Raw genomic sequence first — 14,106 nt, 5'->3', positions numbered from 1 at the left:
TGTTACCTTAACGGGTAATAGTGCTATCGTTGCATTGTCCGGGAACAACCGGAAAAATGTCGCGTAAATGTATCAGTTCCATTTCCATCACCATCAATGGGACGAGGTTCGCCGCGTTGGTCGGTGGATATTCCCACATTGACACCACCATCGATCGCCGGACTTCCTTCTAATAACGGATAGAAATAGGTTTCGTTTTGATGTTGCAGGGGACCCAATAGAGGATCGGCGATCGCGATCGTAGCAGTCGCGTTATAATCATTAGCAAGGTTCGTGAGTTTTTCCAGCCATTGAATGTTACCGCCGCCATCAACTAATTCGCGGTTCGTGTGTTGTTGAATCCCCCAATTATTCGTACCGTTATCAGCAGTATTTTTGTAGAAAATCGTATTTCGGACCGTAACCGTTTGGTCAGCAGAGGCGACGATACCGCCACCCACCCATCCGGCGTAGTTTTCCGCAATGGTAGTGTTGATGATATCAGCAGGACCATATAAAGCCATCGCACCACCATTTCCCGAAGTCGTCAAAGATTCGGCGCGGTTTCCCGAAAAGGTCGTATTAGTGATGACAGTCGGCGCATTCATCATCCAAATTCCACCCCCCTGATTGGCGGCGGTGTTGTTAACAAATGCTGTATTTATGACTTCAAATCCTTGATTTAAGCCGTTGTTCATCTGAACGATCGCACCACCATTTCCGCCATTTCCACCGGGAAGCGGGAGAATTTCATTATCCTTAAAAACGCTGGATTCAACGATGACGTTATCTTGGGTTCCCGTGTATAGGTAAGCCGCACCACCTTCGCCGCGTCCGCTATTTCCTTCAAATAAACTGTTCCTAATGGTAATCGTTCCCGATGTATCATTACTGGATGTACTGGCGCGATCGGTGTAAATTGCGCCACCATATCCCCTTAAAGAAGGGTTATCATTTCCGGTATCGTAAAACGCGGCAGTAGTGCTATTATTAATAAACCGGGAATTTTCCACAGTTAACCGACCATTTAGGCTATTAATCGCCGCGCCATTAATGCCTTCATTTCCGATAAAGTCGCTATCGGTGACGATAATTTCATTGGGTCCCCGAAAGGCGATCGCACCTGCACCTCTTTCGTCATTCCCGGCGATCGCTTTATTCCGATTGAAATCACTTTCATTAACCGTCAATCTTCCCTCAAAGGCGCTAAAAATTGCCCCGCCACCCTGGTCAGCAACATTGTCGTTAAAGGTGACATTTTCGACTGTTAAAATCCCTTGGTGTGTGGTCGCAATACCCCCACCTCTTTCGGGAGTATATCCGTTGGCGATCGTCAGATTTTGAATGGTTAAACTCGTGGGATTCGCTGAGGTTGAATTTAGATAAAATACTCGAGAAATGTTATTCCCACTGATAGTTAAATTGGTATTATTACCCCCGTCAATAATCAGGTTTTTACCCACCGGAATTTCTAGCTGTCCTCCCGTCAGGGTGATAGTATTTCCCCCCGTGAGTTCCGCTGCAAATGTAATGGTATCTCCCGATGCTGCATTGGCGATCGCTTCCCTTAATGAACCTTCACCCGCATCATTATTATTAGTAACAATTAAACTGGGTTCATCCATGGTAGGAATCATCTCATAAGCACCTACATCAAACTCCGCTGTCCCGCTATTATCTCCATCCACCGGACGAGTTTCTCCCCGCTGGTCTGTGGTAATTGTATTAACAGTAATTCCGCCATCAATCGCTGGACTTCCATGTAAAATAGGATGAATTAATACCCCATTAATTTCCTGTAAATCTCCCAGTAGTGGATCGGCTAATGTAACGTTACTGGTAATTAAAGTATCGTTAGGGTTCAATTCATTCGATTGAATGTTACCACCGCCATCATTATATGTAGTTCCTGTGTGATGGTTTATATTCCAATCATTGCCGCGATTATTCCCCACATTATAGGCGGAAATTGTGTTAGTTAAAGTCACATTATCCCCACCACCCCAAAACCCACCGCCTTGACCACCTGCGTAATTATTAGCAATAGTAGTATTGGTAATATTGGTGGGATTAGTACCATTGGCGAAGGTGATTCCACCCCCCAAGCCATCACTTCCATCCGCTGATTCCGCGCGATTTCCAGAAATAGTAGTATTGGTAATTGTCACTGGAGATGTTTCTCCAATCCACAACCCACCACCTTGATTTTCGGAACGATTATTAGCAAAGGTTGTATTGTTAATAGTTAACTCTGCATTACCATGTCGCAGTCCGCCGCCTAGAGCCTGTCCGCGACTACTTTCGACCACCTCATTATTAATAATTTGGCTATTTTCGATGATTACACGGTCAGGAGGATAAGCATATAAGAACAGTCCGCCACCCTGTCCAGCACCTTTATTATCCTCAATTAAACTATTGCTAATCCGAATTTCTCCCCCCACAGGTCCGGGTCCAAAATTCTCTCCTGACGCATTCGCACCATCAGTAAAAATTGCACCACCATAACCCGATGGATCACCCCCTAAATCTCCAGGGGTCGAGTCATTATTCCGAAAAGTTGAACCCTCAACAGTTAAGTCTCCTAACAGGTGATTAATTGCGCCGCCATTAATACCTTTATTGTTGGTAAATGTGCTGTCAATTACTGTCAGAGTTCCGGCGCTTTTCGTGGCGATCGCACCCCCTCCCCGTTCGCTTCCTCCAGCGGTTCCATCATTGCCGTCAAATTGGCTATTAATGATGGTTGTATTACTTCTAAATCCCGTTAAAATACCCCCCGCAAACTCAGCGCGATTATTGTTGACTTGGCTATTTTCTAAGGTTAAAGATGTTCGACTCGCCATGCGGATACCTCCACCCGCGCCATCTTCTCCTTCTCCTGTGGCTAGACCGTCCGCAATAATTAGATTTTGTAAGGTGACTGATGGAGGGATAAAATCAGGACTTATTTGGATGTCAATAACCCTAGTATTTCCGCCACCGCTTAGGGTTAATCCTGACGCAGACTCTCCGTCAACGGTGATGCTTTTGTTAATGACTAATTCTTGACTAAGATTAATGGTTTGACTTGACAAACTGCTATCGAATGTGATAGTATAACCGTCACTGGCATTAGCGATCGCCTCCCGTAAAGAACCAGGTCCAGAATCGTTGTTATTGGTGACGGTAATAGTGCCGAAAGTTCCCCGATAAGAAGCGATCGCTTTTTCCGTCAACGGTAAACTTAACTCGACCGTCGCGGTAGAATATTCCAAATGCCAATAGCCAGCACCGACAATTTCCCCAGAGGCGGCGACTGTTGCTCCGGTAATTTCTGCTAACTGATTGATAAAATTGGTTCCGGTTTCGGCGGCGACCCGACAACCATAAACGAACAAAGTAGCCGTTTCTGATAAAGCCTTTCGCCAACCGTGAAGGCGATCGCTTTTCAGGGTATCGCTATTAACAACCCCACTCCCCAAATATAAACAGCCTGGACTGCCATGGGACAAAATATGAACCTGGGCAATTTTTGCACCCAGGCTGCTATAATGAGATAGCATAGCCCCAATCTGTGCTATCCCATCTTGATGGCGATCGAGAATGATCGCTTCTAAGCCATTTCTCACCCCATCAGCCAAAATTTCGGGATGTTCTAGGTCTGCGTCAATAAAAACTAACCTTTTCGCCGTCTGTAAAGCACCAGTTGCAGATAAGGCTACATTTCGAGACATTGCCATCATAATTCATAATCCATAAAGGTGTAATGGTAGATTCAACCCTGGATTAATGAATTCAGGTTTAATTTGCCAATTCCATTAGTAAAAGAATTGGCACTTCCTTTCAGCCACCAGGAGGAAGCACCAACCCCGTTGACTCACCGCCCAACCTAAAAGAGCGTTAATTGGAATCCTTAATTGAGTTTTAAGGTGTTTCCTGTTGAGTCCTATTCTATAAATAACAGATTTTGATTTAAATCGCCTCAGTATTTTTACTGAACTTTTGAGCGCAATTTGGAGGCTGAGTCCGAGTCAAATCTGGTAATTTACGGTTGTATCAACTTAACAAAAGCCATAGTATATCTGTCAAATAATACCAGGATTATGGGCGATTTTTGCGCCCAGAAAAAGTTACAAAAAAACCGTAGCATGGTGATAATAGCTACGGTTTGGAGAAGTTGGAGAAGTAGTTATACCAGGTTAAAGTCGGTGAGATTAACCGTGGCTATCAACTGGGTACTTAGTTGCGACTAAGAACATTCATTAAGCGCAAAATAAAGATAAACAGGTTGATGTAGGTGAGGTACATGGACAAAGCGGCGGGAATAGGCTGGTCATCACGATAAGTGCGGGGGAGAATATAAAAATCTACCACCGCAGCCCCAGCGAATAGGAAGACACCGAGTCCAGAAATACCAATTTCTAGCCAAGTGGGGGTAAAAACGCCGAAAAACGACAAAATCAACTGGCCAAAAACAGCGATCAGTAGGGCAATAATACCAATTCTGATGGTTTGAGTAAGGGCGATACCATCAGAGTCGGACAGGTTAGACCCAATTTGACGGGCGGCGATAAAAGTGACACCGCAACCGAGAGCAGCAAAACCAATACCAGTAATGCCAACACCTGGAGTTCTCAAGGTGACAAATAACAAGCCACTGAGGGTATATCCGGTGATGAGGCTATAGGTTGCTAACAGGGGGAGGGCCACCTGGTTATTATCGTTAGCGAGAACGCTACTAGCGATAAAAAATAGGGCTAACTGAGCAATCAAAGCCACCCAGAAGGTGGTCATGAAGATGCCCGGGTTGGTGCTGATGATATTCAGACCGGCGAAGGAACCAACAGCAGTGAGAAGCAAACCACCTCCCACAAAGGGGAGGGCATTGGCAATGACGTTAGGGCCTACAAGTTTTTTGCCTTGGGCTTCAGCTATTGCTTGCCGAAAATTACTGGTATTTGCCATAGCAACTCCTAAAAGTTTTGCATTTATCTAGTTTTAGCAAGAAGACCCGCATCATCAGGCAATTGACGACGGGGTGAATGGGGACCCAACACTAAGAATATTGTAATATAAACTACCAGAAAACCAAGTGCCACATAAGATTAGACAAGGGTTGGGAAGCACAGCTTATGCCTGATGAAACCTACCTAAAATCCTGTTCAAACTGTTGTCGGGTAATGGGTTGAGGGATTTCTAAGCCTTCTCCGCCGAGGACTTCTAAGGGTAAGCCATTGACGGAAATCCGTACTGGTGCGAGGGGGTCGAGACTGGTGGCGGTGTAAACTACTTGCCCTAAACGGCCAATCATGGAGGCACTACCGCCGCCTGTGGTGAATTCGGTCGATAGGTCGATCGCGATCGCCCCAGCTTCGGTGGCGGTCACATTTAGTAGTTGAGTACCTGGGGGAATTTCGCTATATTGGTTGGCTTCCTGGGGGCCTGAGAGTAGGCGATCGAAGGCGGCAGCTAGGACGGTATCGGGTTGGGAAGCACTGACGGTGAGGGTGACGGGGTTGGGAACCCAGACAAGTTGGTTATCAGCTTCATCGACCCAGTAAATATTCACGGTTTTTTCGATCGCATCGGTTGTTTCTGGGGGTTCAGGAGATATGATCTGTGGGGGTTGGTCAGTGTCAAAACTCACTCGCCACCAAGTCACGCCAGCGGCGATCGCGGCAAGGAATAGCGCTACCCCAGCAATCATAGCAATATTTTGATGGCGATCGGGTTGTGGCTCTTTCATGACTTCTATCGACAACTGTATTTTTGAGTTTAACTGGCGATCGGGGGTTCTGGCAAATTAATTTGATCGTCGTGGGGATTGAGGCTCTCAAGCCCACCCCACACCCACGGTTACCAGCGATCAATTTCACCAGCTACCAGTGATGAACCGGGGGGCGATCGCTGCCCATTTTTTAATCTTGATCTAAAGTCGGGGTTAGATTTGCTAGAAATTCAAACAATGGGAAACTGAAGCCAAGCGACTGGTTGAAGGCATCGAAGAAACCGAAGCCGAGGAGGATATTATTACCGGGGAATGATATATTCGGCATTTTCCAGGGTGGGAATTTCTCTAGTGATGCCGGAGGGTTGTGGCAGTCGATTAATGGCGATGAGTAGTAATGTGAAAACGGCTACAGTTAAGAAAAAAATATCATTCCATTTTTCGGTATGATGAAAACGACGGCCACAGGCGGAACAAAACTGCTGCTGGGGGTGGTCTGGATGGGCGGTAATGTGGCATTTAGGTCGGCCGTAGTGATCCATTGGGCAGGTCATAATCTTCTCCTGACAAAACGATTATAATTGACATTCGGGGAATGTCTCAAGACCAGCAATTCCCCCTAATGCGATCGAGAGTTAAGCCGGATTAACCAGAGCGCAACATTATCAATTGTTGAGATCACAAAGAGTGGTGAAGTTTCCGTATCGACGATCTGGTAGGGGACGTAAATCAAGTTCAGCGTGGACAGAGATAGGAATAAAACTGCTGTGATTGTCAAATTCATGTTACAGAACCTCCCGAAGGTTGCAAGTGCTTTTAAAGTAGTTATCTTTGACACACCCGACTTTTATGCAGATCGGAAGGAAAAACTTAGGTAGAGTCTCTTCCTGTGGTTGTTGTCGCTTCCCACTTTCCCTACCAAATTCCTCACTCCCTGCATAAAAACTGAAAGTCCTGACCACCACATTGATAGGACCTAAAAAAATGAATAACAGCGATTCTGTACATTTTTCCTATTGGTTTAGTTCATATCATTTAAAGGCGGTAAATTTTCCACAATTTTTACCGTCTCTAAACTCACCCGGACTACCCGTTTCACTAGATACAAGTTTATGAAATCAAGGGTTGGATATGAGAGTCCATTCAAGCCGCCCAATCTCGGCAAAGGGTTTGAGCTTGAGTGATGACGGTTTCAATCGCTTTAGGTTGTTTGTCGGGCGGGTAGCCGTGCTTTCGCAACAATCGTTTGACAGTAGCTCGCATTTTGGCACGCACGGTTTCCCTTTCCGTCCAGTCAATCGTCACACTTTGGCGAATTGCGGTTACGAGTTCGCGAGCAATTTTCTTGAGGGTAGCATCGCCGAGTAGTTTTACCGCACTATCATTGACCTCCAAAGCGTCATAAAAAGCCAGTTCGTCTTCAGTCAAACCCAGTTGTTCTCCCCGTTGGTGAGCCTCACGGATTTGCTGACCTAGGGCAATCAGTTCCTGGAGAACTTGAGTCGATTCAATCGAACGGTTTTGGTAGCGCTTGATGGTGTTCTCGAGCATTTCCGAGAACTGCCGAGACTGCACCACATTCCGGCGCGATCGCGACCGAATCTCATCATTGAGCAGCTTCCTCAAAATCTCTAGGGCCAAGTTCTTCTGAGGGAGTCCGCGTACTTCTTCTAAAAACTGGTCCGAGAGGATGGAAATTTCGGGTTTGTCGAGTCCACCCGTGGCAAAAATATCGATAACCTGGTCAGAGGCGATCGCCCGGGTGACAATTTGCCGCACTGCCGCATCAAGTTCGGCTTTGGTCTTGCTCCCTTCGACCGTATGTTTAGCGAGGGTGGCTTTAATCGCTTGGAAAAAGCCCAAGTCTTCTCGCAGAGCGATCGCCTCATCCTCAGAAGAACATAACGCGAAGGCTTTGGACAGTTCGGTAACCGCTTGAATGTAGCGCTGGATGCCGTTCTCTCCGGCAAACTCGGGACGTAAAATCCAGTCCGTGGCATTCTTCAAAAGGGTCAGCCGTTGCGGTGGGGTGCCGGTCTGAAAACTAGAATAATCGAAGCCGTGGAACATCGCCCCCACAATTTCGTATTTTTCCAGCATGACGGCAACCGCTTGCTCAATGGGGATGCCAGTTTCTGTCCGATCGCCTTCGGTGTAATCTTTGAGCGCATTTTTGAGGTCTTCGGCAATTCCTAGATAGTCCACCACCAGTCCCCCAGGCTTAGAACCAAATACCCGATTCACCCGAGCGATCGCCTGCATCAAGTTATGACCGCGCATCGGTTTATCGATATACATTGTATGCAGGCAAGGCGCATCAAAGCCCGTCAGCCACATATCCCGGACGATGACCAGTTTGAGGGGGTCCTTGGGGTTGCGTAACCGTTTGGCGATCGCATCTCGTGCTTTCTTCGAGCGAATATGGGGCTGGTAACTCGCCGGTTCCGCAGCGTTGCCGGTCATAATCACTTTAATTGCACCCTTGTTATCGTCCTCATCATGCCAGTCAGGACGCAGTGCAACGAGGTGGCTGTAGAGTTCCACACAGATGCGGCGACTCATGCAGACAATCAACCCTTTGCCCTCCATTGCAGCCAGACGGTTCTCGAAGTGCTGGATAATATCCCCGGCAACTTGGGCGAGTCGTTTTTCCGCGCCAACCATCGCCTCCAACTGCGCCCATTTCCGCTTGAGTTGCTGTTTGGTGGATTGCTCCTCGCTTTCGGTCAGTTCTTCAAAGTCAGGGTCAATCCTCGGTTTTTCGCTCTCATCCAGGTTGATTTTGGCGAGTCGGGCTTCATAGTAAAGTTTGACCGTGGCCTGGTCTTCAACGGCGCGGTGAATGTCGTAGATGTCGATATAGTCGCCGAAAATCTGCTTGGTGTTTTTGTCGGTGGCTTCGATGGGAGTGCCGGTAAACCCGATGAATGAAGCGTTGGGCAAGGCATCTCGCAGGTATTTGGCGAAACCGTAGGCGGTATAGGCTCCTTGTTCGCCGGTTTCTTTATCGGTGGTTTTGACGACTCGGGCGCTGAGGCCATACTGGGAGCGGTGGGCTTCGTCAGCGATAAAGATGATGTTCTGCCGATCGCTGAGTTGTTCATATTCTCCCCCTGGGGTGTCTGGGGCAAATTTCTGGATGGTGGTGAAGATGACCCCGCCAGAAGCGACTTGGAGTTTAGCTTTGAGGTCTTGGCAGTCTTCCGCTTGGGTGGGGGTTTGTCGGAGTAGCTTGCTGCATTTGGAGAAAGTACCCAACAGTTGTTGGTCTAGGTCGTTGCGATCGGTCAGGACAACCAGGGTGGGGTTCGCCATTGCCGGATGCTGGATGACTTTTCCAGCATAGAACGCCATAGAGAGGCTTTTGCCGGAGCCTTGGGTGTGCCAGACAACCCCAACTTTGCGATCGCCTTCGGGAGAGGTAGCCTGGACGGTTTCGGCAACGGCTTTATTGACCGCATGATATTGGTGATAGGCTGCCATCTTTTTGATGAGGGTTTCGCCGTCTGTCTCGAAGACGATAAAGTAACGGATTAAATCCAGAAAGCGGGATTTTTCAAACACCCCTCGGATGGTGACTTCCAGTTCGGGGATTCCTTTGGGTGCTATGTCCTCTCCATCGATGGTCCGCCAAGGCATGAAGCGATCGCGGTCCGCTGTCAAAGACCCAATCCGGGCGGTTGTGCCATCGGAAATGACTAGGGCTTCGTTATAGGTGAAGAGGCTGGGGATATCTTTTTTGTAAGTCTGAAGCTGGTTAAAGGCTTTTTCAATGTCAGCGTTTTCGTCTGCGGCATTTTTGAGTTCGAGGACGGCGAGGGGGAGTCCGTTGATGAACACCACCACATCCGGGCGGCGGTTTTGCCGTTCGCTGACGGTAAATTGATTGACGGCTAACCAGTCGTTATTTTCGAGATGGTCCCAGTCAATTAACCGGGCTTGGTCATCTACTGTGCGATCGTCTCGTTGGTAGGCGACGGGGACTCCTTCGATGATGAACTCATGAAAGCGCCGGTTGTTTTCGATGAGGTTTTGGGTGTCTGCGCGCAACACTTGCCGGATTACTTCATCTACTGCGTCATCGGGTAGCTGAGGGTTGATTTGGGCGATCGCACGACGGAGGCGACGGGTCAGGATGACTTCGCCAACGGTTTCTCGTTCCGCGTTGGGTTCCCCTGGGGCAATTTCCGGGCCATGTAGGATAGTGTAACCGAGTTCTTCAAAATAGCAGAGGGCTGCTTCTTCAACTTCTGATTCGGTAAAATTGCTCATTTAATATCTCCGGTTTGCAACTTCTGTTTTTAATTGAGGTTTTTAACCTGCTGCTTTTAAATGGCTAGAAATTTTAAAGTTATTTCCCTTAGTTACAACCTCCTAAACTTGGATATTTTCGGAAAAGCTCTCACTCATTTTGCCCGGGAATCGCTGATTTTTTGACCCAAAATAGTCCTCTAGGTTGACCTGAGAAACTTTCTCTAACAAATTGATAGAGGGCTGCCCATTCAATCAGCAGCCTTTTTGATGCTTCAAGCCGTTTGAGGAAGTGGTTGATAGTGAAGTTGCATCAGTTGATTGACGCTTAAAGTCTCTAAAGCGTAGGTTTTACCCTGAAGGTCTACAAATTCGACCTCAAATACATCGGGTTCGTAAACTTCAATAATCGTACCGACTTGACCTTTATAAAGGTTAAAGTCAGGTAAATTTTCCGTTAGGGCAACGACATCTAAAAGTTTCATCGGGTGTTCTCCTCGTGACTAGGGAATGTAACAGGTAATGAGCCGTGGGAAGTCTTCATTTTGCCTAACCATCCAGATACTTCTAATGATGGCACTTTTACTTTCCCGCGTCATTTCAAAGTCGATCTGGTATTTCTGCCCGTAAATATTGTATTGAGTTGGGATAGCCTCTTCAGCTTTGAGAGCTTGGCGCAGAGCGGCCCGCAGTTCCTCAGCTTCTTCTAACCCAATACCGAGGGCAGATTGAAATACAATGGCTTTGTGCCGACCTTCCGAGTGATTGGGATTAAGTGAATAACCCTCTAATTTTTCAAACGGAATCAGTGCTTGCTCAGGATTGGGCAGTTTCACACCACCTCCTCCAGGACTTTTTCGGCATCTTTGACGCGGATTTCGCCCGATAGGAGTTTGGGGAGGAGGGTATCACGAATAGAGCTTAAAGTTTCAGACTCTTGTTGTGTTTGCTTGATTTTTCTGAAAATGCTTGCAATTCGACATGAAAAAGTATTAAGAATATCTGCGCCAGGATTGAGTATAGGCATTTCCTTAATAATTTTTGAATTAACAGCCTGTGCAATTGAGGAGGTATTACCTAACTGGTTGTAATCGAATTTTTCTAAATAGAGATATAAATACTCGCTAGAAAATGGAGTGTAAACGGGAAGTTTGAAGTGAGCTATTGCTTCATTTGTTACCATTTCACCATCAGTTAATACAACACGACCAATTGTTAATTTGAAACTGAGAAGAACAGTATTGTCTGGAACAATTTTTATACTGAATTTATGCAGAGCATCTGGAATTAAATACTCTTTAGTTTTTCTAATAAATACTCCAGATGCTCCCATGTCACGAATTGATACCCATCTGATATTTTTTAAATTCAGTGAAAACCATGCCTGCTCTTTTCGGGGTGGAGTTTTACCAATTCCAATATTTGCAATACAATTTGCTGCTTGATATGTCCATCCCTTCGGAATCTGACCGAGGGGCGAATCCTCAAACTCATCTGGAAACAGAACCGCCATTTCCGCATCCATGCCTACGGGTTGTCGTCCGTCCATCTTGGCGCGAACGGGGTCGAAGTCGATAAACCAGGATTTGAAGATGGCACGGGCGATCGCCTCCAGCGTCCGGTTCATCTGCTGGTTCAGTTCGATTTTGTCGTCGAGGGTGCCGAGAATGTGGGCGATCGCTTTCTGCTCATCAAGCGGTGGTGGTGGTGGAATTTCAAAATTCCGAATATCAGACATATTGAGATGGGGCACCACAGAACCTTCAGCCCGACAAGTCATTTCGTGGCGCATCTCTGGGGTAAGGAGCAAATAAAGGAGATAGCGAGGGAAAAGTTTCTTCCCATCAGGCCGAATCAGAACAGTACGCTGTCCCAGACAGACCCTTTTGCCACGAGGCACAATACCTACTTCTCCTACGGGAGCCTCACGCGCCAATATCAAATCATTGGGTTGTGGCTCCAGCCTTGCTGTCCATAACTTGTACGTCTCTTCCGAAACAAGATTGGCGTTTTCAAGATCCAATCGTCCATTTTTGATATTGGTTGTACGAATTGAGGGAATGCCAGAGTCTTGAACAGGCGCAGTTTTATGTTCACAATCAACGATTGCCTCACAGAGCTGCGATAATGGTATCCAACTAGACTTAGTTGCCATACCCCAACCCCCGCAAATTCTCGCGAATCACCTTGTTAAACCGCCCCGACTCCTTAAACTGCTCGTTTAACTTCTTCGTCAACGCCTGCATTTACTCACGCCTCCAACTCACTTACTAACAAAATCTTTAACTCGGCTATGCGCTTTAGTTGAGCATCATTCGTCAGAAATGCCTGACAGCCAGCATTTAATGCCGTCGCAATCTGAAAAGCATCTGGTAATTGCAGACGATACCTTGCTCGAATATCAGCAGCAGTTCTAGCAATCTCTGACGTGATATTGACAAAATCAGCCGTATCTTGACCCGTGATAATGTCAATAAACAATTGCTGTTGAGATAAATTACTGTCTCGGAGCGGTAAAATTAAGCATTCAGCCAGTGTCACGGGAGAAGTAACCACACGAATCTGAGCCGCTCTAATCAAATCAAATATTCCGTCCATAATGGCGGAGTAACCGGGATTCATATCGACGTAATAGATAACTGGAGCAGAATCCAGAAACAGCCGATTGACCGATTGAAACGCTTCCTCAATCTTCATGGCCCCTCAAAAAGTCGTTTCTCCCGTTCATCCCACTCCCTCCGTAACTGATTGACCCACTCCTGAGCATCCTGCCCATTTAACAAATTGGGAGCAATGCCACGCAGTTCTTGCCAGCTTCGTTTAGGGTTGTGTTGGGTTAACGTCCGCCGCTTCAGTTGTTCTGTGGCATGGCTAATCACCTCCAACTGTTCTTCGATTGTAAGCTGCTCAATTTCCTGCAACACCTGCTTTAACAATGCACTCATAGCCCCAACCTCCTCAAATTTTCCCGAATTGTTGCTTCTAGTTTGGCGCTTTCCTCAAACGGTGCATCCAACTGCTTTATCAATTCTTTCCTTTTTTTATCATTGATGAATAATGAGAGTATTTCGGCTAATTTCAATATAACTGTGCCGTTCCCAAAGCTCTATAATTTGGCCTAAGTTTTGTTGGAATAAATTTTCTAGGTCATCATTTTTAATATTCCCCGTAGAAACCAGCAAAAGTTTATAAGGCTCAGTTTTGAGCAAAAAAGATTCTACAAAATCAGCATCTTTCGTAATCAAAACCCTCTTTTCTTGCCTTGACACAGCATTCAGAGCAGAGTCAGGGGTAGCATTCTCTTGGGGTAAATCTCTCGGGTGAATGGCATCATAACCCGCATTTTGGAGGAACCGAGCCAGCCGCAGGGGAAGTTGGGCATCGACTAGAAATTTCATAAGACCAGGGTATAAACCCGCTTAACTTGACTTAACCGGGCTGCAAATAGCAGCACCGATAAAATATCAGCTTCTTCCAAATCTTCATAATCCGCCAAAATCTCCCCATGAGTCATACCAGAACTCAGCAGTTCTAGCAAAAATTCCACTGGATAGCGCAACCCTCGGATACAGGGTTTGCCATGACAGATTTCTGGATTAATCGTGATTCGTTCTAACAGAGAATTATCCATGATAAATCGTTCCTCTACTGTTTTCTAGTGTATCAACACCGCTACATCCCGTCAATCAATTTTACACGCTCCGAAGCAGCCAACATTTCCACTTCTACCCTGCGGTGATAATCCTGCACACTGAGCGAGGTTCAGCGGCGATCGTCATAGCCCCTACCTCCAAAGATTTACTTAAACATTCAGCCGGAGCTTTTGGGGTTGAATCTCGGTGATGTTATTAAATCCCCCTTCATATTCCGCCACGACAGCTTGCGTTTCTCTATCAAACTGCAATAAAATATTAATTAAATGCCTAACATTCATTGGCTAATTAAACCTCTAATTGACTAATAACAATAATCTTTAATTCTGTTATCCGCCTTAGTTGCAGGTCGTTAGTCAAAAATGCCTCACAGCCAGCATCTAATGCCGTGGCAATTTGCAGCGAATCTGGTAATTGAAGATTGTATCTTGCCCGTAACTGATACATTTACGCGACATTTATCCGGCTATTGCCTGACAATGCGACGATAGCACTATTACCCGTTAAGGTAAC

Annotated in this window: 14 protein-coding genes; all 14 read right to left on the bottom strand. The window is 46.4% G+C overall.

What is annotated here, in order from left to right; genetic code table 11:
* Nucleotides 1-23: 23 nt before the first annotated feature.
* A complete protein-coding gene (locus ACTIE0_RS19175; RefSeq protein ID WP_006670414.1) occupies nucleotides 24-3,704 on the bottom strand; it encodes a DUF4347 domain-containing protein in 3,681 nt (1,226 codons plus the stop codon).
* 496 nt (nucleotides 3,705-4,200) lie between these two features.
* Nucleotides 4,201-4,926: a Bax inhibitor-1/YccA family protein gene (locus tag ACTIE0_RS19170; protein WP_006670413.1), complete on the bottom strand. Its 726-nt coding sequence runs from the start codon at nucleotides 4,924-4,926 to the stop codon at nucleotides 4,201-4,203.
* A 181-nt stretch (nucleotides 4,927-5,107) separates the two neighbouring features.
* Nucleotides 5,108-5,707, bottom strand: coding sequence for a GerMN domain-containing protein (locus ACTIE0_RS19165; protein ID WP_006625638.1), 600 nt, complete (start codon nucleotides 5,705-5,707; stop codon nucleotides 5,108-5,110).
* Nucleotides 5,708-5,991: 284 nt separating this feature from the next.
* Nucleotides 5,992-6,243 (bottom strand): hypothetical protein, encoded by a 252-nt coding sequence (locus tag ACTIE0_RS19160; protein WP_006670412.1) that lies wholly within the window; start codon nucleotides 6,241-6,243, stop codon nucleotides 5,992-5,994.
* A gap of 589 nt (nucleotides 6,244-6,832) precedes the next feature.
* Complete coding sequence (locus tag ACTIE0_RS19155) at nucleotides 6,833-9,961, bottom strand: type I restriction endonuclease subunit R (RefSeq protein WP_006670411.1); 3,129 nt, start codon at nucleotides 9,959-9,961, stop codon at nucleotides 6,833-6,835.
* Nucleotides 9,962-10,215: 254 nt separating this feature from the next.
* A complete protein-coding gene (locus tag ACTIE0_RS19150) occupies nucleotides 10,216-10,425 on the bottom strand; it encodes a DUF4926 domain-containing protein (RefSeq protein ID WP_006625643.1) in 210 nt (69 codons plus the stop codon).
* Between the two features lie 18 nt (nucleotides 10,426-10,443).
* Nucleotides 10,444-10,776 carry a DUF6883 domain-containing protein gene (locus ACTIE0_RS19145; protein WP_006670410.1) on the bottom strand — a complete coding sequence of 111 codons (333 nt, stop codon included), beginning with the start codon at nucleotides 10,774-10,776 and terminating at the stop codon, nucleotides 10,444-10,446.
* A complete protein-coding gene (locus ACTIE0_RS19140; protein WP_006670409.1) occupies nucleotides 10,773-12,095 on the bottom strand; it encodes a restriction endonuclease subunit S in 1,323 nt (440 codons plus the stop codon). The genes ACTIE0_RS19145 and ACTIE0_RS19140 overlap by 4 nt, the downstream gene beginning before the upstream one ends.
* A gap of 95 nt (nucleotides 12,096-12,190) precedes the next feature.
* The gene (locus tag ACTIE0_RS19135) at nucleotides 12,191-12,637 is read right to left on the bottom strand and encodes a type II toxin-antitoxin system VapC family toxin (RefSeq protein WP_006670407.1); all 447 of its coding nucleotides are present in this window, start codon (nucleotides 12,635-12,637) and stop codon (nucleotides 12,191-12,193) included.
* Nucleotides 12,634-12,885, bottom strand: coding sequence for a hypothetical protein (locus tag ACTIE0_RS19130; RefSeq protein WP_006670406.1), 252 nt, complete (start codon nucleotides 12,883-12,885; stop codon nucleotides 12,634-12,636). Before ACTIE0_RS19130 ends, ACTIE0_RS19135 begins: the two co-directional genes overlap by 4 nt.
* Before the next feature lie 99 nt (nucleotides 12,886-12,984).
* Nucleotides 12,985-13,338, bottom strand: a complete 354-nt coding sequence (locus ACTIE0_RS19125) for a DUF5615 family PIN-like protein (protein ID WP_006625649.1) — start codon at nucleotides 13,336-13,338, stop codon at nucleotides 12,985-12,987.
* Entirely contained in the window at nucleotides 13,335-13,571 is a 237-nt protein-coding gene (locus ACTIE0_RS19120; RefSeq protein ID WP_006625650.1) for a DUF433 domain-containing protein, read from the bottom strand. The genes ACTIE0_RS19125 and ACTIE0_RS19120 overlap by 4 nt, the downstream gene beginning before the upstream one ends.
* 171 nt (nucleotides 13,572-13,742) lie before the next feature.
* Nucleotides 13,743-13,874 carry a hypothetical protein gene (locus ACTIE0_RS19115; RefSeq protein ID WP_006670405.1) on the bottom strand — a complete coding sequence of 44 codons (132 nt, stop codon included), beginning with the start codon at nucleotides 13,872-13,874 and terminating at the stop codon, nucleotides 13,743-13,745.
* 7 nt (nucleotides 13,875-13,881) lie between these two features.
* A complete protein-coding gene (locus ACTIE0_RS19110; RefSeq protein ID WP_006625651.1) occupies nucleotides 13,882-14,040 on the bottom strand; it encodes a type II toxin-antitoxin system VapC family toxin in 159 nt (52 codons plus the stop codon).
* Nucleotides 14,041-14,106: the final 66 nt, after the last annotated feature.

Source organism: Limnospira sp. (assembly GCF_051859755.1).
GTDB lineage: Bacteria > Cyanobacteriota > Cyanobacteriia > Cyanobacteriales > Microcoleaceae > Limnospira > Limnospira fusiformis.
This window is presented reverse-complemented; position numbering and strand designations above follow the sequence as displayed.